General features: G+C 70.6%; 19 protein-coding genes. 11 read left to right on the top strand and 8 right to left on the bottom strand.

The window, feature by feature from the left end; translation table 11 throughout:
- Positions 1-195: 195 nt before the first annotated feature.
- Positions 196-1,698, top strand: coding sequence for a glycoside hydrolase family protein (locus tag ACZ7CH_RS30815; protein ID WP_470375545.1), 1,503 nt, complete (start codon positions 196-198; stop codon positions 1,696-1,698).
- Positions 1,699-1,745: 47 nt separating this feature from the next.
- Positions 1,746-3,047 carry a hypothetical protein gene (locus ACZ7CH_RS30810; RefSeq protein ID WP_470375544.1) on the top strand — a complete coding sequence of 434 codons (1,302 nt, stop codon included), beginning with the start codon at positions 1,746-1,748 and terminating at the stop codon, positions 3,045-3,047.
- Between the two features lie 145 nt (positions 3,048-3,192).
- On the opposite strand, the gene ACZ7CH_RS30805 is transcribed toward ACZ7CH_RS30810, so the two are convergent.
- Complete coding sequence (locus ACZ7CH_RS30805; protein WP_360397978.1) at positions 3,193-4,233, bottom strand: NAD(P)-dependent alcohol dehydrogenase; 1,041 nt, start codon at positions 4,231-4,233, stop codon at positions 3,193-3,195.
- Positions 4,234-4,375: 142 nt separating this feature from the next.
- Here ACZ7CH_RS30805 and ACZ7CH_RS30800 point away from each other — a divergent pair, with 142 nt between their 5' ends.
- Entirely contained in the window at positions 4,376-5,251 is an 876-nt protein-coding gene (locus ACZ7CH_RS30800; RefSeq protein ID WP_470375543.1) for a helix-turn-helix transcriptional regulator, read from the top strand.
- Positions 5,252-5,301: 50 nt separating this feature from the next.
- Here the strand turns inward: ACZ7CH_RS30800 and ACZ7CH_RS30795 are convergent, their stop codons facing one another.
- The gene (locus ACZ7CH_RS30795) at positions 5,302-6,078 is read right to left on the bottom strand and encodes an SDR family NAD(P)-dependent oxidoreductase (RefSeq protein WP_470375542.1); all 777 of its coding nucleotides are present in this window, start codon (positions 6,076-6,078) and stop codon (positions 5,302-5,304) included.
- 76 nt (positions 6,079-6,154) lie between these two features.
- Between ACZ7CH_RS30795 and ACZ7CH_RS30790 the strand changes: the two genes are divergently transcribed.
- From ACZ7CH_RS30790 to ACZ7CH_RS30765, 6 genes are all read left to right on the top strand, one after another.
- Complete coding sequence (locus tag ACZ7CH_RS30790; protein ID WP_470375541.1) at positions 6,155-6,742, top strand: TetR/AcrR family transcriptional regulator; 588 nt, start codon at positions 6,155-6,157, stop codon at positions 6,740-6,742.
- A 207-nt stretch (positions 6,743-6,949) separates the two neighbouring features.
- Positions 6,950-10,837 (top strand): non-ribosomal peptide synthetase family protein, encoded by a 3,888-nt coding sequence (locus tag ACZ7CH_RS30785; protein WP_470375540.1) that lies wholly within the window; start codon positions 6,950-6,952, stop codon positions 10,835-10,837.
- On the top strand, positions 10,834-11,754 hold the full coding sequence (locus tag ACZ7CH_RS30780) for a pseudouridine-5'-phosphate glycosidase (protein WP_470375539.1): 921 nt from the start codon (positions 10,834-10,836) through the stop codon (positions 11,752-11,754). The genes ACZ7CH_RS30785 and ACZ7CH_RS30780 overlap by 4 nt, the downstream gene beginning before the upstream one ends.
- Positions 11,751-12,416 carry an HAD family hydrolase gene (locus tag ACZ7CH_RS30775; protein WP_470375538.1) on the top strand — a complete coding sequence of 222 codons (666 nt, stop codon included), beginning with the start codon at positions 11,751-11,753 and terminating at the stop codon, positions 12,414-12,416. Before ACZ7CH_RS30780 ends, ACZ7CH_RS30775 begins: the two co-directional genes overlap by 4 nt.
- Complete coding sequence (gene upp / locus ACZ7CH_RS30770; protein ID WP_458434191.1) at positions 12,413-13,078, top strand: uracil phosphoribosyltransferase; 666 nt, start codon at positions 12,413-12,415, stop codon at positions 13,076-13,078. Before ACZ7CH_RS30775 ends, upp begins: the two co-directional genes overlap by 4 nt.
- A 13-nt stretch (positions 13,079-13,091) precedes the next feature.
- On the top strand, positions 13,092-13,997 hold the full coding sequence (locus tag ACZ7CH_RS30765) for an EamA family transporter (protein WP_360397962.1): 906 nt from the start codon (positions 13,092-13,094) through the stop codon (positions 13,995-13,997).
- Here ACZ7CH_RS30765 and ACZ7CH_RS30760 read toward each other — a convergent pair.
- Complete coding sequence (locus ACZ7CH_RS30760; RefSeq protein WP_458434192.1) at positions 13,979-14,551, bottom strand: dihydrofolate reductase family protein; 573 nt, start codon at positions 14,549-14,551, stop codon at positions 13,979-13,981. The genes ACZ7CH_RS30765 and ACZ7CH_RS30760 overlap by 19 nt on opposite strands.
- 179 nt (positions 14,552-14,730) lie before the next feature.
- On the opposite strand from ACZ7CH_RS30760, the gene ACZ7CH_RS30755 reads away from it, so the two are divergent.
- Both ACZ7CH_RS30755 and ACZ7CH_RS30750 read left to right on the top strand, forming a co-directional pair.
- On the top strand, positions 14,731-14,934 hold the full coding sequence (locus ACZ7CH_RS30755) for a hypothetical protein (RefSeq protein ID WP_360397958.1): 204 nt from the start codon (positions 14,731-14,733) through the stop codon (positions 14,932-14,934).
- A 69-nt stretch (positions 14,935-15,003) separates the two neighbouring features.
- Complete coding sequence (locus ACZ7CH_RS30750) at positions 15,004-15,627, top strand: leucine-rich repeat domain-containing protein (protein ID WP_470375537.1); 624 nt, start codon at positions 15,004-15,006, stop codon at positions 15,625-15,627.
- A gap of 41 nt (positions 15,628-15,668) precedes the next feature.
- Here the strand turns inward: ACZ7CH_RS30750 and ACZ7CH_RS30745 are convergent, their stop codons facing one another.
- Genes ACZ7CH_RS30745 through ACZ7CH_RS30725 form a run of 5 tightly spaced genes read right to left on the bottom strand, consistent with a single transcriptional unit; the run spans position 15,669 to position 21,537 of the window.
- Entirely contained in the window at positions 15,669-16,286 is a 618-nt protein-coding gene (locus ACZ7CH_RS30745) for a thioesterase II family protein (RefSeq protein WP_470375536.1), read from the bottom strand.
- Positions 16,264-18,021: an asparagine synthase (glutamine-hydrolyzing) gene (asnB, locus tag ACZ7CH_RS30740; protein ID WP_360397952.1), complete on the bottom strand. Its 1,758-nt coding sequence runs from the start codon at positions 18,019-18,021 to the stop codon at positions 16,264-16,266. The genes ACZ7CH_RS30745 and asnB overlap by 23 nt, the downstream gene beginning before the upstream one ends.
- Positions 18,021-19,613: a non-ribosomal peptide synthetase gene (locus ACZ7CH_RS30735; RefSeq protein WP_470375535.1), complete on the bottom strand. Its 1,593-nt coding sequence runs from the start codon at positions 19,611-19,613 to the stop codon at positions 18,021-18,023. The genes asnB and ACZ7CH_RS30735 overlap by 1 nt, the downstream gene beginning before the upstream one ends.
- Positions 19,614-19,650: 37 nt before the next feature.
- Positions 19,651-20,487, bottom strand: coding sequence for a fumarylacetoacetate hydrolase family protein (locus ACZ7CH_RS30730; RefSeq protein WP_470371389.1), 837 nt, complete (start codon positions 20,485-20,487; stop codon positions 19,651-19,653).
- A gap of 12 nt (positions 20,488-20,499) precedes the next feature.
- Positions 20,500-21,537 carry a beta/alpha barrel domain-containing protein gene (locus ACZ7CH_RS30725; RefSeq protein WP_360397946.1) on the bottom strand — a complete coding sequence of 346 codons (1,038 nt, stop codon included), beginning with the start codon at positions 21,535-21,537 and terminating at the stop codon, positions 20,500-20,502.
- Between the last annotated feature and the right edge of the window lie 129 nt (positions 21,538-21,666).

Raw genomic sequence — 21,666 nt, 5'->3', positions numbered from 1 at the left:
ACCGGCGCGGCTCCCGGCTAACCCCGCTGCGCACCCGGTGGTCCCGCAGGCCGTCCGGATCACGGTGTTGCGCAGCGGCGTTGCCCGCGGAACACGGCCTCGCACCCGCTAACCGCAGGTGGACCGGCCGGGCGGGAAACAGCCCGCTACCAGGTTCTTCACCCGTCTGGAGGACTTGATCACTATGATGGGTGCGTGCCCCTGAGTCGCCGACCTCTTCCGCTGCTCGCTGCGCTGGCGCTCCTCGGCGCGGTCACCGCGTGCACCGATGCGGCCGCCGGCGACCCCGTGGCGGTCACGAGCGAGGGCAGGCCGACGCAGACCGGCGCGACGCGCAAGGCACCACCGCCGAGGAACCAGCTGGACCTGAAGACGGAGAACGCCCGGCAGAGCCCCGGTGTCGTGATCGCCGGCTCCGGTGACGCGCCGTACAACTACGGGCCGGCCGTGATGCTCGACGGCGGCAAGGTGCGCGCGTGGTGGTGCAGCCAGCTCAGCGCCGCGCCCCCCGGCGGCGACGACGTCCTCTACAGCGAGGGCGGGGCGCTGGACGGGCCGATGAGCACCGCGGTCCCGGTGTTCTCCGGCAGCGGCACCAGCTTCGACGCCATGCACACGTGCGACCCGTCGCTGATCAAGATCGGCGGCACCTACTACATGTACTACACCGGGGCGGCGCGCGACAACCACGCGAACGGCAGCTCCGTCGGCGTCGCCACCAGCCCGGACGGCCTGAGCTGGTCACGTGCGAACAACGGCCAGTCGATCATCGGGCCGGCCGGTGACGTGATCCGGGAGAACACCTACGGCGCCGGCCAGCAGTCCGCCGTCTACCTCGACGGCTGGGTGTACCTGATGTTCACCGACACCACGGGCCTCGCCTCGCACCAGAACGGCGCGGGCCAGTACGTGCTGCGGTCGAAGGACCCGACGTTCGCCACCGGCGTCGAGGCGCTCGGCCAGTCCGGGTTCCAGCCGGTGCCGGCGACGAACAAGCCGCGCACCCGGTCGGTCGTCGAGGCGTTCAGCGCCGACTGGATGTGGATCGACGCGGCCTCGACGTGGGCCATCGCGCACTCCACCGACGACGGCACGACCGTGACGTTCTGGAACAAGGACTTCACCCGGCACCCGTTCAAGCCGGTGCTCATCCCCGGCATCTGGCGTGAGGGCCCCGGCCTGGTGCGCACGCCGCAGGGCCACGCACCGGTCAACGGCGCCGACCCGTGCGGCCGGGTGGCGCTGGACGTGCTGCGGTCCACGGTCGACGGTCCCGGGAACGCGCCCACGAACATCATCCGCTTCGGCCTCGACGCGGTCGGCCTCAAGGGCTGCACCACGGCGGACGAGGCGAGCGCGCTCAACGGCTTCGCGCTGCCGTCACCGGAACGCACGGTCGACGTGGTCATGGGCGGCAAGGTCGTGCGGTTCGAACGCCGCTCGGTCGCGGAGAAGTTCGCCCGCGCCGTGCTGCCGGACCGCCCGGTCGGCGTCGACCAGCTGAAGGTCGCGGCGCAGGTGCCCGCCGGTGCGCCCGCGGTCGCCAACCCAGAAGGCGTCGTCGGGCTGCTGCTCGAGAACAAGCTGTGGGTGATCGGCTCGGTGGAGGTGGCGACCCTCAACTCGTCGGCGGTCAAGCAGGTGTCCGCTGAGCAGTGGGAGCGCTACGAACGCCACCAGGACCTCGCCGCGCGCTGACCGGTACCTTCACCCCCTGGATTCGGACATGGGGGACAAGAGTGACGGTGACGACGGACAGACCGCGGGCGCTCGCGGACAGCGTGTTCCCCGAACCGGAGGGCGGGCGCGCCGTCACCGGGTACGTGGCCGGTTTCCTGGCCTCGGTGGCGTTCCTGCTGCTCGTCCCGGCCGGCTGGGCGCGCTTAGACCACCTGTGGGCCGAGGACGGCGCGCGGTTCGCCGTCGACGCCCTCCGCTCCCCCGCGCTGCAGAACCTGGCCGACCCGTACGGCGGCTACCTGCACGTGCTGCCCCGGCTGGTGGCCGAACTGGTCGCGCTGCTGCCGCTGCCGTGGACGGCGGCCGGGTTCGCGGTCGCGGCGGCGGTGCTGCGGGCGGTCGTCGCGCTCGTCACGTTCGCGGCGTCCGGCGCGTACCTGCGGTCGACGGCGCTGCGGTTCGTGCTGGCCGCGCTCGTGGTCGTGGTGCCGGCGGGCAACTCCGAGACGTTGAACAACATGGCGAACCTGCACTGGTTCCTGCTGTACGGCGTGTTCTGGGCGCTGCTGTGGCGGACCGCGCCGCGCGTGCCGGTCGCGGTGTTCGTGGTCCTGGCGACGCTGTCGAGCCCGCTGGTCCTCCTGCTGGTCCCGATCGCGTTCGTCCGGCTGTTCCTGCCGCGCCGGGAGGTTCCGGTCGTGTTCCTGGCCGGTGCGCTGGTGCAGGGCGCGGTGGTGCTGTCCGCTGAACGCACGCCGTACTCGCACGACCCGGTCGACACCGTGCAGGTGCTGCTCGCGGCCCTGCTGCGGGTGCCGGTGGTGGCGCTGACCGGGTCGGAACGGCTCGGCCTCTTCTACCCCGCGCACGGCAACCTGGTCGTCCTCGGCGCGCTGCTGGTGACCGGTCTGCCCGTCCTCGCCGCGCTGTGGTGGGGCGACCGCGCCGGGCGGGCGCTGGCCGCGGTCGCCACCTGCTGCAGCGTGCTCCTGATCGGGCTGAGCCTGGTGCTGAACTGGAGCGCGGCGCTGCAGGTGCAGCAGCCGGGCGTGGTGCTCGCCGGGCAGCGCTACAGCGTCGCGCCGGTGCTGTTCCTGTTCACGGCGGTCGCGGTGGGGCTCGACGCGGCGCCTCCGGCCGCGTGGCAGCGGTTCGCCGTGCGGGCCGGGCAGTGGGTGCTCGGCATCCTGCTGGTGTCGAGCGTCATCGGACACCTCCAGGAGCCCGGCACGGTGCTGCGCGGTGTGCCGTGGGACGCGAGCGTGGAACAGGGCCGGGCGCAGTGCGCGGCGAACGCGCCGGAGGCACGGCTGGAGCACGAGCCGGCGGGCTGGTTCTTCGTGCTGCCGTGCGACCGGCTGGGGTGAGGACGCCGGGGTTCAGTGCGCGCCGGCCTGAGCGCCTCCGGCCGGGAGTCTTGCCCGCCCCCGCACCCTCCTTGCTGCTCAGGTCACCCTCGAACAACGCACCCGATCATGAGGATGGAAAAGGCTCGGTACTCGCAGATGCCGGTCAGATCGTGGCGGCGTCGATCACGAACCGGTACCGCACGTCGCTGGCCTGCACCCGGTCGTAGGCCGTGTTGATCTCCTCGGCGGTGATCAGCTCGATCTCCGCGCCGAGGGAGTGCTCCGCGCAGAAGTCCAGCATCTCCTGGGTCTCCGCGATGCCGCCGATCATCGAGCCCGCGAGGGTCTTGCGACCGCCGAGCAGGCCGAACAGGTTGATCGAGACCGGCTCCTCGGGGGCACCGACGTTGACCAGCGCGCCGTCGGTCTTGAGCAGGCCGAGGTAGGCGGTGAGGTCGAGCGGCGCGGACACCGTGGAGACGATGACGTCGAACCGGCCCGCCAGCTCGGAGAACGTGGCCGGGTCGCTCGTGGCGCGGTAGTCGTGGGCACCGAGCTTGAGGCCGTCGTCCTTCTTGCGCAACGACTGCGACAGCACGGTCACCTCGGCGCCGAGCGCGGCGGCGATCTTCACGCCCATGTGGCCGAGACCGCCCAGGCCGACGATCGCGACCTTCTTGCCGGGGGCCACGCCCCAGTGCTTGAGCGGCGAGTACAGCGTGATGCCCGCGCACAGCAGCGGCGCGGCCACGTCCAGCGGCAGGGCGTCCGGGATGCGGACGACGAAGTTCTCGTCGACCACGATCTGCTGCGAGTAGCCGCCGTGGGTAGCCTGGCCGTCCCGGCCGATGGCGTTGTAGGTCATGGTGTTGCCGTTGGCGCAGTACTGCTCCAGGCCGCGCAGGCAGTAGTCGCACTCGCGGCACGAGTCGACCATGCAGCCGACGCCGACGCGGTCGCCGACGGCGTGCCGGGTGACCTCGGAGCCGACCTCGACGACGACACCCGCGATCTCGTGGCCGGGGACCATCGGGAAGATGGCCTCGCCCCAGCCCTCGTTGACCTGGTGGATGTCGGAGTGGCAGATGCCCGCGTACTTGATGTCGATCAGGACGTCGTGCGCGCCGACGGCGCGACGCTCGATCGTGGTGCGCTCCAGCGGTGCCTTGGGTGCCGCAGCGGCGTAGGCAGCGACGGTGCTCATCAGGTTCTCCTCGTCTCGTCGTGTCACCGAGAACACTGCCCCGGTCGCCGGTCGCTACCCAGACACCTGGTTTTCGTACGTCCGCTGTGCCTACCACTGGCAGTAGCAGGCACGGTTCACGCAGGTCAGGGATACTCGGGGCATGACAGTGGACCCACGCACCGAGCTGAGCGAGTTCCTGCGCAGCCGCCGGGCGCGGCTGTCACCCGACGACGTGGGGCTGCCGCGGTTCGGCCGCGCCCGCCGCGTCCCCGGTCTGCGCCGCGAGGAGCTGGCCCAGCTGGCGGGTGTCTCGGTCGCGTACTACACGCGGCTGGAACAGGGCAACGGCCGCAACGTCTCGGCCGAGGTCTGGGACTCGATCGCCCGCGCCCTGCGGCTGTCCGACGCCGAGCACGCGCACCTGCGCAACCTCACGCGCAGCCGCACCGGCACGAAGAAGAAGGCGCAGCGCTCGCACGTGCGCCCGGCGTTGCAGCACCTGCTCGACAACGTCGGCGTGCCCGCGTACATCGGCGGCCGGCGTTCGGACGTCCTCGCCTGGAACCCGATGGCCGCGGCGTTGTTCGGCGACTGGTCCGAGCTGGAGCCGCGCGAGCGCAACTGGGGCCGGCTGATCTTCCTGCACCCGTCCTACCAGGAGCTGTTCGCCGACTGGCAGAGCAAGGCCGCCGACGTCGTCGCCTTCCTGCGGATGGACGCCGGGTGCTACGCCGACGACCCGGAGCTGGCCGCGCTGGTCGGCGAGCTGTCGTTGAAGAGCGCGCTGTTCCGCAAGCTGTGGGCCAAGCACGACGTGAAGGAGAAGTCCTTCGGCACCAAGGTGTTGCGGCACCCGCTGGTGGGCGAGATGACGCTGGCGTACGAGACGCTGCGGATGCCCAGCGAGCCGGAGCTGTTCTTCACCACCTACCACGCGGAACCGGGTTCGGCGTCCGCGGAGGCGTTGCAGCTGCTCGCGAACTGGGGCCGGGACGCGACCAGGGCGGGCACGTCGGTGCACCACCACCAGTCGTGAAAAGGCTGCCGCGCACCGGAACCGTCGCCTGGCCGCAGGGCACCTGAGCCTCAGGCCGACAGCGCGGCCATCGCCCTGACCGCCTGCCGCCTGCTGACCAGGCGCGACAGGCTCACCAGGACCCGGTTCGCCCGCCCGACCGCGATGCTCGGCGGTGGGTTGCGCCGGTCCAGCGCCCGCAACGCCGTGCGCACCACCAGCTCCGGCCCGACCTTGCGCGCACCGCCCGAGGCCTGCTCGCCGGCGACGGCGAAGAACTCCGTCTCGGTCGCGCCGGGTGAGAGCGCGAGCACCCGCAGGCCGCTGCGCCGGTGCTCCTGCCACAGCGCCTCGGTGAAGCTCAGCACGAACGCCTTGGCCGCGCCGTAGACCGCCATCCGCGGCGTCGGGTGGTAGGCGGCCATGCTCGCGACGTTGACCAGCACCCCGCGCCCGGACGCCACCAGCTCGCCGAGGAACGTCCTGGACAGCTCGACCACCGCGGAGACGTCGAGCGCGATCTCGGTGCGCAGCCGTTCCACGTCCTCCTGCGCGAACGGCCCGTACGTGCCGAACCCGGCGTTGTTGACCAGCCCGGTCAGCGTGAGCCCGCGCGCCCGCAGCCCGGCGGCCAGCTCCGGCACGGCGTCCGGCTGGGTGAGGTCGCACGGCAGCACGGTGACCTCGACACCCTTCAGCTCGGCGGCCAGTGCCTCCAGCCGCTCCGCCCGGCGCGCCACCAGCACCAGGGCAGCGCCCCTGCGGGCGAGCTCACGGGCGAACTCCGCACCGATCCCGGCACTGGCACCGGTGACGAGGACGCGAGCACCTCGGTAGTCGATTGTCACTTCTGGGCCTCCCTGGCATCGAGTGCCAAGCTAGCACCAGATGTCAGGAGTGCGCCACGGCACTAGGGTTGGCGGCATGTCAGAGCGCCTGTGGGACCGCACCCGCCGCCGCGTCCAAGAGGAGGTCGTGGACGCCGCGCTGGCGTTGTTCCTGGAGCAGGGCTTCGAGGAGACGACGGTCGACCAGGTGGTGGCGGCGACCGGGATCTCCCGGCGCTCCTTCTTCCGCTACTTCGGCTCGAAGGAGGACATCGTCTTCGGCGACCTCGCCGAGCAGGGGCCGGTGATCCTGGCTGCGCTGCGCGCGCGTCCCGACGACGAGCCGATCTGGGAGGCGCTGGCGCACGCGTTCGAGGTGATCGGCGAGCACACGAGCCCCGAACGCGGCGCCGCGATCGGGCGGCTGGTCGCGACCACCCCCGCGTTGCGCGCCGCCCACCTGGAGAAGCACCTGCGCTGGCAGGAGGCGCTGGCCCCGGAGGTCGAACGCCGCGTCGGCACCGGTGGCGCCCCGGCCGGCCTCGTCGGCGAGGCGATCGTGGCGACCCTGCTGGCGTGCCTCGACGCGGCCAGCACGGTGTGGCTGCGCCAGGGCGGCGGCGACCTCGACGAGCTGCGCCGGCTCACCTGGCAGGCGCTCGACGCAGTCCGAAGTGGACGATGACCGGGCCTTCCACGTCGGCTTGACGCCCTCACCGGCCCGCACGGGCCGGACCGACCGTCCTCAGTGGAACGACCCTGGGCCCGACGTGCCGTGACGGCCTCGTCTCGGCACGTCCTCCAGACGGATTCGAGGCGCCGTTCGTACGTTTTCCACCGCACTGGGCTCTCGTACCCATTGGTCACCACCGACGCCTTGGGGGCTTCTCGCATGCCGAACGCAGCTTCAGTCGACGGGACGCAGCGCGACGGCGGGTGCCTGCCCGACCTGCTGCGCAAGCAGGTCGAGGAGCACCCCGACCGCACGGCCGTGGTGTTCGGCGACAGCAGCCTCAGCTACGGCGAGCTGTTCGAGCAGAGCTCCGCGCTGGCGACGCACCTGCGCAGACTGGGCATCACGGCCGACGACTGCGTGGGCATGTTCGTCGAACCGTCGCTGGACCTGGTGGTCGGCGCGTGGGGCATCCTCTGCAGCGGTGGCGCGTACCTCCCGCTGAGCCCCGAGTACCCGGAGGAACGCCTGCGGTACATGATCGAGCACTCGCGCACGAACGTCGTGCTGACCCAGCCGGAGCTCAAGGCCCGCCTCGCGGAGCTCGCGCCGAGCGGCACCAGGATCGTCACGCTCGCCGACTGCGACGAGGCGTTCGACGACGGCTTCAGCCCCGCGCACGACAGCCTCGCCTACATCATCTACACCTCCGGCAGCACCGGCAGGCCCAAGGGCGTGATGATCGAGCACCGCAGCATCGTCAACCAGATGCTGTGGCTGCACGACGCGCACGGCATCGACGGCACGAAGCGCGTGGTGCAGAAGACGCCGATGAGCTTCGACGCCGCGCAGTGGGAGATCCTCGCACCGGCGGTCGGCAGCACGGTGGTGATGGGACGGCCCGGCATCTACCGCGACCCCGAGATGCTGATCGGCACGATCCGCGAGCACGACGTCACCACGCTGCAGTGCGTGCCGACGTTGCTGCAGGCGCTGATCGACACCGAGGAGCTCCACACCTGCACGAGCCTGCGGCAGATCTTCAGCGGCGGTGAGGCGTTGTCCCGCACGCTCGCGGTCAGCGCGACCGCCACCATGCCGGACACGCAGCTCGTCAACCTCTACGGGCCGACCGAGACGACGATCAACTCGTCGTCGTTCACCGTCGACCCGGCGCAGCTGGCGAACGCCCCCAAGTCCATCTCCATCGGAGCGCCGGCCGCGAACACCACCTACCTGGTGCTCGACGAGAACCGCGACATGGTGCCGCTGGGCGAGATCGGCGAGCTGCACATCGGCGGCCTCCAGGTCGCCCGCGGGTACCTGCACCAGCCGGAGCTGACCGCGGAGCGGTTCGTGGACGGCATGTTCCGCACCGGCGACCTGGTCACGCAGAACCCGGACGGCACCGTGCAGTTCGCCGGCCGCGCCGACAGCCAGGTGAAGCTGCGCGGCTACCGGGTGGAGCTCGACGAGATCCGGCTCGCGATCGAGACGCACGACTGGGTGCGCAACGCGGCGGTCGTCGTGAAGTCCGACGAGCGCACCGGGTTCCAGAACCTGATCGCGTGCGTCGAGCTGAACCCCAAGGAAGCCGCGCTGATGGACCAGGGCAACTCCGGTGCCCACCACCAGTCGAAGTCCTCCCGGCTGCAGGTCCGCGCGCAGCTGTCGAACCCCGGCGTGCGCGACGACCTCGGCGGGCGCGAGGCGTTCGAGCTGCCCGGTGAGGAGGCGTCCTGCCTGCAGCGCAAGGTCGTGTTCTCGCGCAAGTCCTACCGGTTCTACGAGGGCGGCGCGGTCACCGCGGCCGACCTCGCCGCGTTGCTGGGCCGCCAGGTCGACGCGACCGGCTCGAAGGACCCGAAGTCCGTGCGGTTCGCGGAGCTGGGCGAGATCCTGCGCTACTTCGGCGCGCACTACAGCGACCAGCGGCTGCTGCCCAAGTACGGCTACGCCTCTCCGGGTTCGCTCTACGCGACCCAGATCTACCTGGAGCTGCACCACATCGCGGGCCTGCCGGCGGGGTTGTACTACTACCACCCGCTGCGCCACCAGCTCGTCCGGATCGCCCAGGTCGAGGAGCAGGAGCCGCAGGTCAAGCTGCACTTCATCGGGCGGAGGGCCGCCATCGAGGGCGTGTACCAGAACAACGTCCAGGAGGTCCTGGAGATCGAGACCGGCCACATGGTCGGCCTCTTCGAGGAGGTCCTGCCCGGCTACGGCCTCGACCTGCGGGCCGCCGCGCACACCCCCGAGATCAAGGACCTGCTCGACGTCGCCGACGAGGACCACTACCTCGGCACGTTCCAGCTGACCGCCCACACCGGCCCGCGCACCGACGACGCCGTCGACGTCTACGTCCAGACCCACCCCGGCAAGGTCGCGGACCTGCCCGCGGGCCAGTACCGCTACCGCGACGGCGAGTTCGAGCGCGTCTCGGACGAGCTGGTGCTGCGCAAGCACGTCATCGCCATCAACCAGGCCGTGTACGAGCGGGCCAGCTTCGGCGTCACGGTCGTCAGCCGCACCACCGAGCCGTGGCGCGAGTACGTCGACCTCGGCCGGACCATGCACCGGCTGTCCGCCAACGACGTCGACCTCGGTTTCATGTCGTCGGGCTACAGCTCCAAGTCCGGCAACGACCTGCCGTCGGCCAAGCGCATCAACGGCGTGCTGGCCGACCTCGGTGAGGCGCCCGGCCCGTCGTACTTCTTCCTGGGCGGCAAGGTCTCCTACGCCCAGCGGCGCAGCCCCGGCATGAACGAGGACGTCGTGCACATGAAGGGACCGGCCGAGCTGATCCGCGACGACCTGGTCAACTTCCTGCCCGACTACATGATCCCGAACAAGGTCGTGGTGCTGGACGCGTTGCCGGTCACCGCGAACGGCAAGATCGACGTCAAGGCGCTGGAGAAGTCAGACAAGACCAACGCCGACGACAACGACCGCCCGTTCGTCGCCCCGCGCACCACGACCGAACGCCGCGTCAGCGAGCTGTGGAAGAAGCTCATGAAGCGCGAGACCGTGTCGACGCACGACGACTTCTTCGAGACCGGCGGCAACTCGCTGATCGCGGTCGGCCTGGTCAACCGGATCAACAAGGACTTCGGCACCTCGCTGCCGTTGCAGGTGCTGTTCGAGTCGCCGACGATCGAGCAGCTGTCCCGCCGGGTCGACGGCGTCCACGAGGGACCGATCTCCCGGCTCGTGCCGATGAGCTCCGGCGGCACCGGCGCACCGGTGTTCTGCTGGCCCGGTCTGGGCGGCTACCCGATGAACCTGCGCACGCTGGCGAGCAAGTCGGAGAAGACGTTCTACGGCGTGCAGGCGCACGGCATCAACGAGGGCGAGACGCCGTACCGCACCATCCGCGAGATGGCCGCCGCCGACGTCGAGGCGATCAAGAAGGTCCAGCCGGAGGGCCCGTACACGCTGTGGGGCTACTCGTTCGGCGCGCGGGTCGCGTTCGAGACGGCGCACCAGCTGGAGCAGGCCGGGCACGAGGTGCGCACCCTGTTCCTGATCGCGCCGGGCTCGCCGAAAGTCCGCGACGAGCGCGACAGCAACGAGGCCGCGTACGACAACAGGGCGTTCGTGACGATCCTGTTCTCGGTGTTCGCGGGCAGCATCACCGACCCGCGGCTGCAGCGGTGCCTGGAGGTGGCGCGCGACGAGGAGAGCTTCGCCGGGTTCGTCAGCGCCGAGTTCCGCGACCTCGACCCCGAGCTGGTGCGGCGGATCATCCGGATCGTCACCGAGACGTTCTCCTTCAAGTACACCTTCAGCGAGCTCGCCGAACGCACGATCACCGCGCCCATCACCATCTTCAAGGCGCGGGGCGACGACTACTCGTTCATCGAGGGCAGCGAAGGTTTCTCTGCAGTGCCCCCCGTCATCGTCGACCTGGAGGCGGACCACTACAGCCTGCTGCGCGAGCCCGACATCGACGAGCTGATGACCGCCATCGGCCAGTCGCAGGTGCGCCGGCAGGTCGAGCTGCACGCCGCCGCGCACGTGCCGGTGCTGCTCACCGACGAGCAGATGTCCGAGCTGATCGAGGCCGTGACCAAGGCGGTCACGCTGGCGATCGGAGGTAGTTCGTGAGCATTCCCCTGGTGTACAGCGAGGAAGTGGCCGAGGCGATCACCGCCGGACAGCCCGTGGTGGCGTTGGAGTCCAACGTCATCACGCACGGCCTGGACTACCCGGACAACGCCGAGACCGCCCGCAGCGTGCAGGACGCCGTGCGCGCGGGCGGCTCGGTGCCCGCGACGATCGGCATCGACGGCGGCCGCATCCTCGTCGGCATGACCGACACCGACATCGAGCGGTTCGCGTCCACACCGAAGATCCCGAAGGTCAGCAGCCGGGACCTGCCGATCGTGCTGGCCCGCGGCGGCATGGGCGCCACGACCGTCGCGTCGTCGGTGATCGCCGCCGAGCTCGCCGGCCTGAAGTTCTTCTCCTCCGCGGGGATCGGCGGTGTGCACCGCGGCGCCGAGCGGACGATGGACGTGTCGTCGGACCTGATCCAGTTCACCCGCTCGAAGGTCGCCGTGGTGTGCGCGGGCGCGAAGAACATCCTGGACCTCGGGCTCACCCTGGAGTTCCTGGAGACGCACTGCGTGCCGGTCGTGTCCTACCGCTCCGACGACTTCCCGGCGTTCTACTGCACCTCCAGCGGGTTCCGCAGCCCGCACCGGATCGACGACCCCGCGGTGCTGGCGCGCGCGGTCGAGAACCACTGGTGGCTCGGCGGCCCCGGCTCGTTCCTCGTCACCACACCCACGAAACCGGGGGACGCGATCGACGGCGATGAGGTCGAGTCGGTGATCGCCGAGGCGGTCGAGCGCGCCGAACGCGAGGGCGTGACCGGACAGGCGATCACGAAGTACCTGATGAAGGCCGTCGAACGCGCCACGGAAGGCCGTTCCGCCAAGGCGAACACCGCGGTGCTGGTCAGCACCGCCGAGGTCGCCGGCGAGCTGGCCGCCGCCCACGCGAGGGAGTTCAGCCGATGAGCCGCCGCTGCGTGGTGTTCGACCTCGACGGCACGCTGGTCGACACCCCGACCGGGATCGTCACGACGTTCGCCGCCGTGTTCGCCCAGCTCGGACTGCCCACTGCGGACTCGGGCGCGATCCGGTCCACGATCGGGCTGCCGCTGCCGGCGGCGTTCGCGAAGCTGCTGGGCGTCGCGGCCGACGACCCGGTGGCCGCCGACTGCGTGGAGCTCTACCAGTCGACGTTCCGCCGGATCGTGCTGCCGATGGCCACCCGGCTCGTGTTCCCCGGCGTGCACGACGGGCTGGAGGAGCTGGCGGACGGCGGTGTCCTGCTCGCCGTGGCCACCAGCAAGTTCATCGCCAACGCCGAGGCGCTGCTCACCGCGGCCGGGCTGCGCGAGCACTTCGCCGTCGTCGTCGGCGCGGACCAGGTGTCCGCGCCGAAGCCCGACCCCGCGTCCGGGTTCGTGGTGCTCGACGCGCTGGACGTGGCCGCGGCGAACGCGGTGATGGTCGGTGACACCACCCACGACGTGCTGATGGCGCACGCCGCCGGGATGGCGTCGATCGGCGTGACCTACGGCGTGCACAGCGTCGAACAACTGCTCAGCGCCAACCCCACCTGGCTCGTCGACTCGTTCGCCGGGGTCGTGGCCGCTGCCAAGGAGTGCCCGTGATCTCCATCGAGGCCTACCTCGAGAAGAACGTCCACCTGTTGCCGCAGACCAACCAGCTGCGCGCGATGCACACGATCGTCCGCGACCGCGAGGTGTCGCGCGAGGAGTTCGTCTTCTACACCGAGCGCATCATCCGGCTGCTCGTGGAGGCCGGGCTCGACCTGCTGCCGTTCACACCGCGCGACGTCACCACCCCGGTCGGCGCGACCTACCACGGGTTGCGGTTCGCGGAGGACCTCGTCGGCGTCCCGATCGTGCGGGCGGGCGAGAGCATGGAGGCCGGGCTGCGGGCGGTGGTCAGGGGCGTGCGGATCGGCAAGATCCTCATTCAGCGCGACAAGGTGACCAAGCTGCCGAAGCTGTACTACTCGGCGTTGCCGGAGGACATCGCGTCCCGCCAGGTGCTGTTGCTCGACCCGATGCTCGCGACCGGTGGCACCGCGCTGGCCGCGGTTCAAGTGCTGCTCGACCACGGGGTGCTAGAAGAGAACATCGTGTTCGTCACCTTCATCACGGTGCCCGAGGGCATCGAGGCGGTGTGCTCGCGCTACCCGCGGGTGCGGATCGTGACGTCCGCGATCGAGGAACGGCTCAACGAGAACGCCTACATGCTGCCCGGCATCGGTGACTTCGGGGATCGGTTCTTCGGCACCGACAAGTGACGGGGGCAGTGCCATGAAGGGCAACCGACTGCTGGCGGACTCGGCGACCACCGCGCTGGCACCGATGATCTGGGGCAGCACCTACCTCGTCACCACCCAGCTGCTGCCACCGGACCGGCCGCTGCTGGCCGCGGTGGTGCGCGCGTTGCCGGCGGGGCTGATCCTGTTGCTGTTCGGGCGCATCCTGCCCACCGGCATCTGGTGGTGGCGCGCGCTCGTGCTGGGCACGCTGAACATCGGCGCGTTCTTCTTCCTGCTCTTCGTCGCCGCCTACCGGCTGCCCGGCGGGGTCGCGGCGCTCGTCGGCTCGGTGCAGCCGATGGTCGTGCTGGTGCTCGCCGCGCTGCTGCTGGGCGACCGCGTCCGGCTCCCCCACCTGCTGGCGTGCCTGGCCGCTTCGGCGGGGGTGGCGCTGCTCGTGCTGAAGGCGACGGCGCAGCTGGACGTCGTCGGCGTGCTGGCGGCGCTGGGCGGCGCGGTCTGCATGGCGTCGGGCATCGTGCTGACCAAGCGGTGGCAGCGGCCGGCCGAGGTCAACGTGCTGCTGTTCACCGGCTGGCAGCTCACCGCGGGCGGGATCGTGCTGCTGCCGGCCCTGTTCCTGCTGGAGGGCCTGCCGAGCACGATCAACGGCACCAACGCGCTCGGCTTCGGCTACCTGATCGTGCTCGGGTCGCTCTTCGCCTACTCGGTCTGGTTCCGCGGCACCGACCGGGTGCCGGCGATCGGGCTGTCGTTCCTGGGGTTCTTCAGCCCGCTCGTCGCCACCCTGCTGGGGCTGGTGTTCCTCGGTCAGACGCTGTCGCTGCTCCAGCTCATCGGCGCGCTGGTGCTGATCGGCTCGATCGTCCTGGTCCAGCTCACCCCGGCACGACCGGTGGCCGTGCCGGAGCGCGAGCGTCAGCGCGTGACGTCGTAGACCAGCTTCTGGATGCCGTTGGAGTAGGACTCGCTCTCGACCAGCGTCAGCAGCTGCTTGTCCTTGTCGGTCTCGCTGAACAGCCGCTTGCCCGCGCCGAGCAGCACCGGGAACACCAGCAGGTGGTAGCGGTCGATCAGGCCGGCGTCGGACAGGCTGCGGTTCAGCGTCGCGCTGCCGTGGATCGAGATCGGGCCGCCGTCGGTCTCCTTGAGCGCGGCCACGTCGTCGAGGGAGCGCAGGATCGTGATGTCGCCCCAGTTGCCGACGAGCTGGTCCTCCTCCAACGTGCTGGAGACGACGTACTTCGGCATCGCGTTGTACCGCGGGAAGTAGTCGAGCGCCGGCCACACCGGGGAAAACGCCTCGTAGCTGACCCGGCCCATCATCATGGCCGCGGCCTCCTCCTGCTCACGGCCCTTGATCTCGTAGGCGGCCTCGTCGAACGCGATGTCCTTGAAGGTCCAGCCGGAGCTGCGGTGGCCCGGCTCGCCGCCGGGGGCCTCGACGACGCCGTCGAGCGAGACGAACGCGGTGGCGATCAGGGTGCGCATCGATCTTCTCCTCAGGTGCTCCGGTGTGCTCTCACCAGCACGTCGATCGGGAGCGGCCGCGATCGACACGCGAATCCTGCCTGATTTCCCCGTGAACGACCGGTCAGGAATCGAGAAGCGCGGACCGCACCCGTGCTCATACCGTTGACCTCGACAAACACCCGACTGGGAGGTTCGAGATGAGCAAGCGGATGCGCCGGTTCCACCGCGTCGTGAGCATGGTCTTCATGGTCACGGTCGTCTTCACGGCAGTCGCGCTGACGGTGGACAGCTCGGTGGTGTGGGTGTCGTACGTGCCGCTGCTGCCGTTGTTCGTGCTGATGGCCACCGGCGTCACCATGTGGTTCCGCCCGCGCCGCCGAGCCGCCCAGGCCCAGGTCTAGCCGTTCGGCGTGCAGGGCAACCCGGTTGATCCCGACGGGCCGAACGGTGGCAGCGATACCCTGCCCGTCATGGGGGAGACCGAGGACGGGTGCCGGTGCGTCGACAGGACCCGGCAGCTCGTGCGCTTCCACCCGGACCGCCAGAACCCGGCGTCACCGGGCTGGCTGCACCTGCTGGAGGTGGTCGAGGAGGCCGCGGCAGACGGGCGCGCGTTGTTCCGGCCGTTGCGCGAGCTGAGTCCCGTGGAGCAGCACCAGATCATCACCCTGCCGCCCACGATCGCGAAGCTGACGGCGGTCGAGGTGCTGGACCTGCGCGGGTCGAACCTGGTCCGCGTGCCGCCGGAGATCGGTGCCATGACGAGCCTGCGGCGGTTCGACCCGCACACCTCGCACCGGCTGCACTGGTTCCCGTACGAGCTGACCCGCTGCCGGAACCTCACCGAGAGCCGGGTCAGTGTGGACGCGCTCTACGCGGGCCACGTGTTCCCGGTGCTGGTGCCGCCCACGACCGACCTCTCCCGCCTCGACCCCGGCACGCACGGCACCGAGCACGTCCGCGCGTGCAGCGTGTGCGACGGCCCCGTGACCGAGCTGCACCAGCGCTGGGTCGTGCGACACGTCGCCGAGGTCCTGGTGCCACTGCTGGCGAACACCTGCTCGCCCGCCTGCGCAGCCAAAACCTCCCCCTAGCCCCTCCCTTGCTGCCCAGGCAGATGCCAGGAGAGGGCTGGTCAGAGCAGGTCGGGGGCCTCCAGCAGGGCTGAGTGGCCGCCGGGGAACTCGGTGCGGGTGAACACGCCCGTGGTCACCTCGGCCCATGCGGCGACACCGGCCGGGGACGTCAGGGGGTCCTCCTCGCCGTGCGCGGCGAAGACCGGGCACCGCAGCACCGGGTGGTCCGACGGCCGGAACTCGCCCAGCAGCGTCATGTCCCGCGCCGCGGTCTCCACCACGACGTCACGCCACTCCCCCGCGACGAGCCCCGGCGCCACCCGCTCCAGGTACGCCTCGGTGTCCGAAATGGACTCCGGTGCCACGGAATGCCGGGACGGTGCAACGGCTCCGAGCACCACCAGCCGTTCGACGGCGACACCGGAGGTCTCCAGCACCCCGGCGACCGCATAGGCCACGTAGGCGCCGAAGCTGTGCCCGACGAGCACCGGCCGTTCCCCTGTCACCTGCGCCGCGCACGCCTCGACCAGCGCACTGAACGACGCCGCCGGCGCGCTGCGCCCGAACCGCCCCGGGTACTTCACCAGCGTCCCCGAGCGCAGCAACGCCCGGCAGTCGCTGCCGTAGGACCCGGCACCGGGGAAGACGAACACCTCAGACCCGCAACCCGAGCTCATCCACCACCATCGCGATGCTGATCGCACTCAACCGGAAGTCGAACTTGTCCGTGCCCGGCGCGACGGTCAGGGACCCCGGCGCCAGCACCCCGCTGGCCACCACGAGCTCCTCCCACCGCGCCCACGTCACCGGGTCCACGACGGAGTCCAGGTCGTAGGCGGTGAACCCGTGCTTGCCCCGGTTCAGCACCGAGTCCGGCACGATCCCGCGGTAGGCCGACCGCAGGCACGCCTTGCCCTCGAAGTCCGCCACCTTCTCCGCGTCCGGGACCCGCAACGCCGCCGCCACCACGCCGTTGCCCAGGAACGGGTACCGCCCCTCGACCGAGTTCCGCATGACCATCGCGTCACCGTGGTCGCCGAGCAGGTGCCCGGACAGCTGCACGTGCACGTCCGCGACCGACCGCAGCTGCATGGGCGAGAGCGAGCGCACCTCGTCGTCGCTGAACGGGATCAGCCGCGAGCGCCAGAACTCCGCGCCCCGCAGGGCTTCCTGGACCTCCGGCGCGAGGAACGCCGTGCGGCGCGAGGACACCTTGTCCCAGTTCACCTCCCACGCGAAGTCGGCCCTGCCCCAGGCCTGCTCGTTCTCGTCACGACCGGGCCGCCGGCCGCGGCCAGCGCTGTCGAACGCGTAGGAGTCGTAGCCGAAGAACAGCTCGTCGGCGCCCTCACCGGACACCACGCCCTTGATCCCGGCGGACCGGACCGCGTCGGCGAGCATCATCGCGGCGACGTTGTAGGTCTCCCGCTGCGGGAAGCAGCAGTGCCGCACCATCTTCTCGAACGACGCGGTGATGTCGGAGACCCCGCACCGGATCTGCTCGTGCTTGGTCTCGGCGAGGGCGGCGACCTCGCGCTGGAACCGGCCCTCGTCGAGCGACGGGTCGTCGAACACCACCGAGAACGTCCTCATCGGACGGTCCACCAGCGACGCCGCCTCCAGCACGATCGCCGTGGAGTCGAAGCCACCGCTGAGGTACGCGCCGATCTCCACGTCCGCGTGCAGCCGCGCCGACACCGACTCGCGCAGCGCCGACCGCAGCTCCTCCGCGGGCACCGGGTCCTCGGTGAAGTCGCCGTAACGCCAGTACCGCACGGTCTCCACGCCGTCGGCCGAGATCCGGACCGCACATCCCGGCGGCACCGCGGACACACCGTGCACCAGCGTCCTGGGCGCGACGACGTTGCCGAGCGAGAAGTACTGGTCCACCGCGGTCACGTCGACCCGCCACGCCTGCCCCGCGCACTGCACCAGCGCCTTGAGCTCGGAGCAGAAGTGCACGGACGAGCCCACCGCCGTGTAGTACAGCGGGCAGACGCCGAACCGGTCGCGCGCCAGGTACAGCGCGTTCTCCGCCCGGTCGAACACCACCGACGCGAACTGCCCGTCGACCTCCGCCAGCCCCGCGATGCCGTGTGCCGCGACGAGGTCGGGGATCACGGCGACGTCCACGCCGTTGGCCGGGTCGGTGCCCAGCCGCGCCTTCAGCGCACGGGCGTTGTAGATCTCGCCGTTCGTCATCGCCACGAACCGGCCGCCGCGGTCCTCCGCCGGCTGCCAGCCGTCGACCAGTCCGGTCATGCCGAGCCGGCCCAGCTTCACCGCCAGCGTCGGCGTGTTCAGCGAGTACGTCTCGTCCGGGCCGCGGTGCACGAGCCGGGTGTGCATGGCCGCGGCGACACCGCGGTCGACCTGGCCGTCGGGCGCGAACGTCCCGCACACGCCGCACATCAGGCGCTCCGCTCGCGCAGCGCGGTGGTGAGCGACTTCAGGTTCTCGGCGCGCAGCACGTCCCGCACGCCCGCGTCCATCCAGCCGAGCCTGCGCAGCTCGTTCACCAGCACCACGGTCGAGGCCGAGTCGCCGCCGATGTCGAAGAAGTTGTCGTCCAGGGAGGCGTCGGAGACACCGGTGAGCTGCCGGGCCAGCGCGAGCACCCGGTCCTCCGGCAGATCGGTCACCGCCGCCGCCGTCGTCGTGCGCGCGGCCCGCAGGGCGTCCCGGTCGACCTTCCCGTTGGGCGTGTACGGCATCTGTTCGATGCGCGTGACCACCGACGGCACCTTGTAGGGGTCGAGCACCGCTTCCAGATGGGCGCGCACGGCCCGTTCGTCGACCGTGCCGACGAAGTAGCAGACCAAGGCGTCCGCGATCTCGGAACCGTCGTGCGACTCGGCCGTCACGACCGCCTCGACCACGCCCGCCAACCGGCAGGCGGCGCTCTCGATCTCACCGGGGTCGAGCCGATAGCCGCGGACCTTCAGCTGCCGGTCGGCGCGTTCGACGAAGTACAGCCGCCCGTCGCGTTCCTCGACCACGTCACCGGTCCGGTAGGCGCCCTCGAAGCGCTGCACGCCGTCGGCGGTCAGGTACCCGATCGCCACGCTGCGCCCGATGATCACCAGCTCGCCGCGGGAGGCCGGGTCGCCGGGGCGCGGCACGACCTCGTACCCGCAGTCGCCGACGACCTCGCCCAGCGGCACGGTCTCCGTGTGCAGCGCCGGGTCGAGCACGTCGCTCAGCAGGTTGCAGACGGTGGTCTCGGTCAGCCCGTAGGCGTTGTGGAACGCCGCCACCGCCGACCACTTGCCGACCAGCGCCGGACGGCACGCGCCACCGCCGTTCACCACGTGCCGCAACGACATCGAGCCGGTCGGCTCGGTCGCGGTCAGCGCGAACGGCGTGGTCTTCAGGTGCGTGATCCGCAGGTCCTCCAGCGTGGCCTGCAGCACCGGGCCCGGCGCCAGCCGCGACTCGTCCACCACGACCAGGCAGGCACCCGAGGTGAGGGTCCAGAGGATCTCGGTGACGCAGCCGTCGAACGTGAGCCGCGCGAACTGCAACGTCCGGCAGTCCGGTGTGAGCTCCAGCCGCCGCACGTGGTCGGCGATCATCCGCGCCAGCGGGTCCACCGCGACCAGCACGCACTTCGGCTCACCGGTCGAGCCGGAGGTGTGGATCGCGTAGGCGGCCCCGGTCTGCCCGACCGCCCGCTTCTCGCCGGGCACCTCGACGAGCTCACCGCCGCGGGCGAGCCACGCGACGCCGAGCGCGGCGACCTTCTCCGCGTTCGACGTGCTGTCGCGCGGGTCCAGCACCACGAACGGCCGGCCGGACGTCAGCGCACCGGCCAGCGCGACGATCGTCGCGGCACCGCGCGCGGCCTCGACCCCGACGAACTCGCCGGGAGCGGTGCACGCTTCGAGCTGTCCCGCGAACGCCGCGACGCGGTCGCCGAGCTCGCGGTAGGTGATCGTCTCGGCCGCCGTCTCGACGGCGGCGCGATCGGCGTGCTCGACGAAGGCACGCCGGATCGCGTCCACGATGGAAAGCTGCTCAACCAACACGCCTGTCGCCCCTTCACGGTGCCTGTTTGACGGTGTGCACGAGCGTTCCGACCCCCTCGACCACCGCGCGTACGGAGTCGCCCGCGGAGATCACGGCGGCACCCGGAGTTCCCGTGCAGATGACCGTGCCGGGTGCGATCGTGCGGCCGGCGGTGAAGTACTCCACCAAATAGCCGAGGTCGTAGAGCATGTCGGAAACAGGTGCCGAAGACATGACTTCCCCGTTTCGCACGGTCGACACCTGAATTGTCGCGAAGTCGGTGATCTCGTCCACCGTGACGAGTTGCGGACCGACGCTGCAGAACGTGTCGAACCCCTTCGCCCACGGGATGTACCGCGGATTCTCCCGGATCACGTCCTCCGCGGTCATGTCGAGAACCGCGGTGACCCCGACGACGACGGAAAGCCATTCGTCGCGCCGCACGTTCTTGCACTCCGTGCCGATCACGAGACCCAGCTCGGCCTCGGCGGTGACGCGTTCGCTCTGCCTCGGCAGCTCGATCACACCGCCGTTGCCGATCAGCGCGTTGTCCGGGCGCAGGTAGGAGCCCGGACCGGACTTGGGCTGCTCGGTCAGCAGGTCCTGGGAGTGCTTGCGGTAGTTGAGCCCGGCGCCCCACACGGGGCCCTGGGCGATCGTGGCCGCGTCGCCCAGGTCGAGCTCGACTGCCCGGTCGGCGAGGGCTGCGACCTGCGCTTCGAGCTCCGGCCGGTGGTCGGGGACGAGCAGGTCGACCAGGCGCACCGGCTCCTCGTAGCCGGGGATGAGCGACAACGGCACCCAGCGCCCGTCGGGCAGGCCCGCGTGGACCTCGTGGCTGATGCCCGTGCTGAACCGCGCCAGCTTCACGGCGTCTCCCCCTCAGGCCCGAGCGCCGACGGTCGCGGGCGCGGACAACAGCTCGGCGGCGGCCCTGATGTCGGCGCCGTCGATGCTGCGGGTGGCCAGGCCGGCGGCCTTCTCCATCACCGACGCCGGGTCCAGCCGGTGCTGCTCGCACAGGTCCTCGACCAGCTGGTAGTAGTTCGAGTGCACGCCCAGCACACCGCCCAGGACCTGCATGTTCCGGTTGTCCGGCAGCACGTCGAGGTGCTCGCGGCAGAACTCGGCCATCCGGGACAGCTCGCGGTAGTCGTAGCGGTCGTCGCCCTTGACCTTGAGGATGCCGGCGAGCGACTCGGTCTCGGCGTTGCCGGAGCCGCGGCCGAAGCCGTGCAGGGTGCCGTCGACGATCGACGCGCCGGCCGTGAGCGCCGCGATGCTGTTGGCGTTGGCGAGGCCCAGGTTGTTGTGGCCGTGGAACCCGACGACGGGGAACGACCGCTGCACGACGGTGACGTAGCGGTGCACGTCGCTGGGCAGCATCGAGCCGTAGGAGTCGACGACGTAGACGCCCGCGACCTCCCGCGGCACGGCCTTGAGCAGGTCCGGCAGGGCCTCGTAGGGCGTGGAGCTGGACTTCATCAGGTTGAGGTAGACCTGACCGCAGATCTCGGTGGCCCTGCGCAGGTAGTCGAGGTTGGCCGCGACCTTCTCGGCCTCCATGCCGACGCGCACGAAGCTCATGCCCGCCCCGACCAGCTCGGACATGGTCTCCAGGCGGCTGAACGACGGCTGCGCGAACACGCCCCACGTCGACGACCGCAGGTGGGTGCCCGCCAGCTCGCACCAGCGGCGCAGCGAGATGCTGCCCGGCCGGTTGCCCGCCCGTTCCGCCTCGTACCCGACCCCGTGCGCGATCTCGATCTTCTGGATCGGGGTCGCGTCCAGCCGGCACATCAGTTCGACGACGAAATTCTCGTCGAACTGGAAATCGACGGCGTAGGAGCCGTCTCGCAACGTCGTGTCGAGAATTTCACTGGTCAACGGCAGCAGCAGTGGGTCGTATTCGGCAGTCATATCCATTCCCATAATCAGGTCGGGTGGTGACAAATGCCTAGCACGCGTTATCGCGAGGCCGCAACAAATAGCGCTCGTTCCACACCTCTTCCGGTCCTGCCGGTTGTCCTGTCGGCAGGACGCCGGTTG

Source organism: Lentzea sp. NPDC037011 (genome assembly GCF_055607425.1).
This window is presented reverse-complemented; position numbering and strand designations above follow the sequence as displayed.

Coding starts and splice junctions, on each gene's coding strand:
- ACZ7CH_RS30775 (WP_470375538.1), top strand. CDS start 11,751: ATGAGCCGCCGCTGCGTGGTGTTCGACCTCGACGGCACGCTGGTCGAC.
- ACZ7CH_RS30760 (WP_458434192.1), bottom strand. CDS start 14,551: ATGCGCACCCTGATCGCCACCGCGTTCGTCTCGCTCGACGGCGTCGTC.
- ACZ7CH_RS30755 (WP_360397958.1), top strand. CDS start 14,731: ATGAGCAAGCGGATGCGCCGGTTCCACCGCGTCGTGAGCATGGTCTTC.
- ACZ7CH_RS30745 (WP_470375536.1), bottom strand. CDS start 16,286: ATGAGCTCGGGTTGCGGGTCTGAGGTGTTCGTCTTCCCCGGTGCCGGG.
- ACZ7CH_RS30805 (WP_360397978.1), bottom strand. CDS start 4,233: ATGAGCACCGTCGCTGCCTACGCCGCTGCGGCACCCAAGGCACCGCTG.
- ACZ7CH_RS30790 (WP_470375541.1), top strand. CDS start 6,155: ATGTCAGAGCGCCTGTGGGACCGCACCCGCCGCCGCGTCCAAGAGGAG.
- asnB (WP_360397952.1), bottom strand. CDS start 18,021: ATGTGCGGCGTGTGCGGGACGTTCGCGCCCGACGGCCAGGTCGACCGC.
- ACZ7CH_RS30750 (WP_470375537.1), top strand. CDS start 15,004: ATGGGGGAGACCGAGGACGGGTGCCGGTGCGTCGACAGGACCCGGCAG.
- ACZ7CH_RS30800 (WP_470375543.1), top strand. CDS start 4,376: ATGACAGTGGACCCACGCACCGAGCTGAGCGAGTTCCTGCGCAGCCGC.
- ACZ7CH_RS30785 (WP_470375540.1), top strand. CDS start 6,950: ATGCCGAACGCAGCTTCAGTCGACGGGACGCAGCGCGACGGCGGGTGC.
- ACZ7CH_RS30725 (WP_360397946.1), bottom strand. CDS start 21,537: ATGACTGCCGAATACGACCCACTGCTGCTGCCGTTGACCAGTGAAATT.
- ACZ7CH_RS30765 (WP_360397962.1), top strand. CDS start 13,092: ATGAAGGGCAACCGACTGCTGGCGGACTCGGCGACCACCGCGCTGGCA.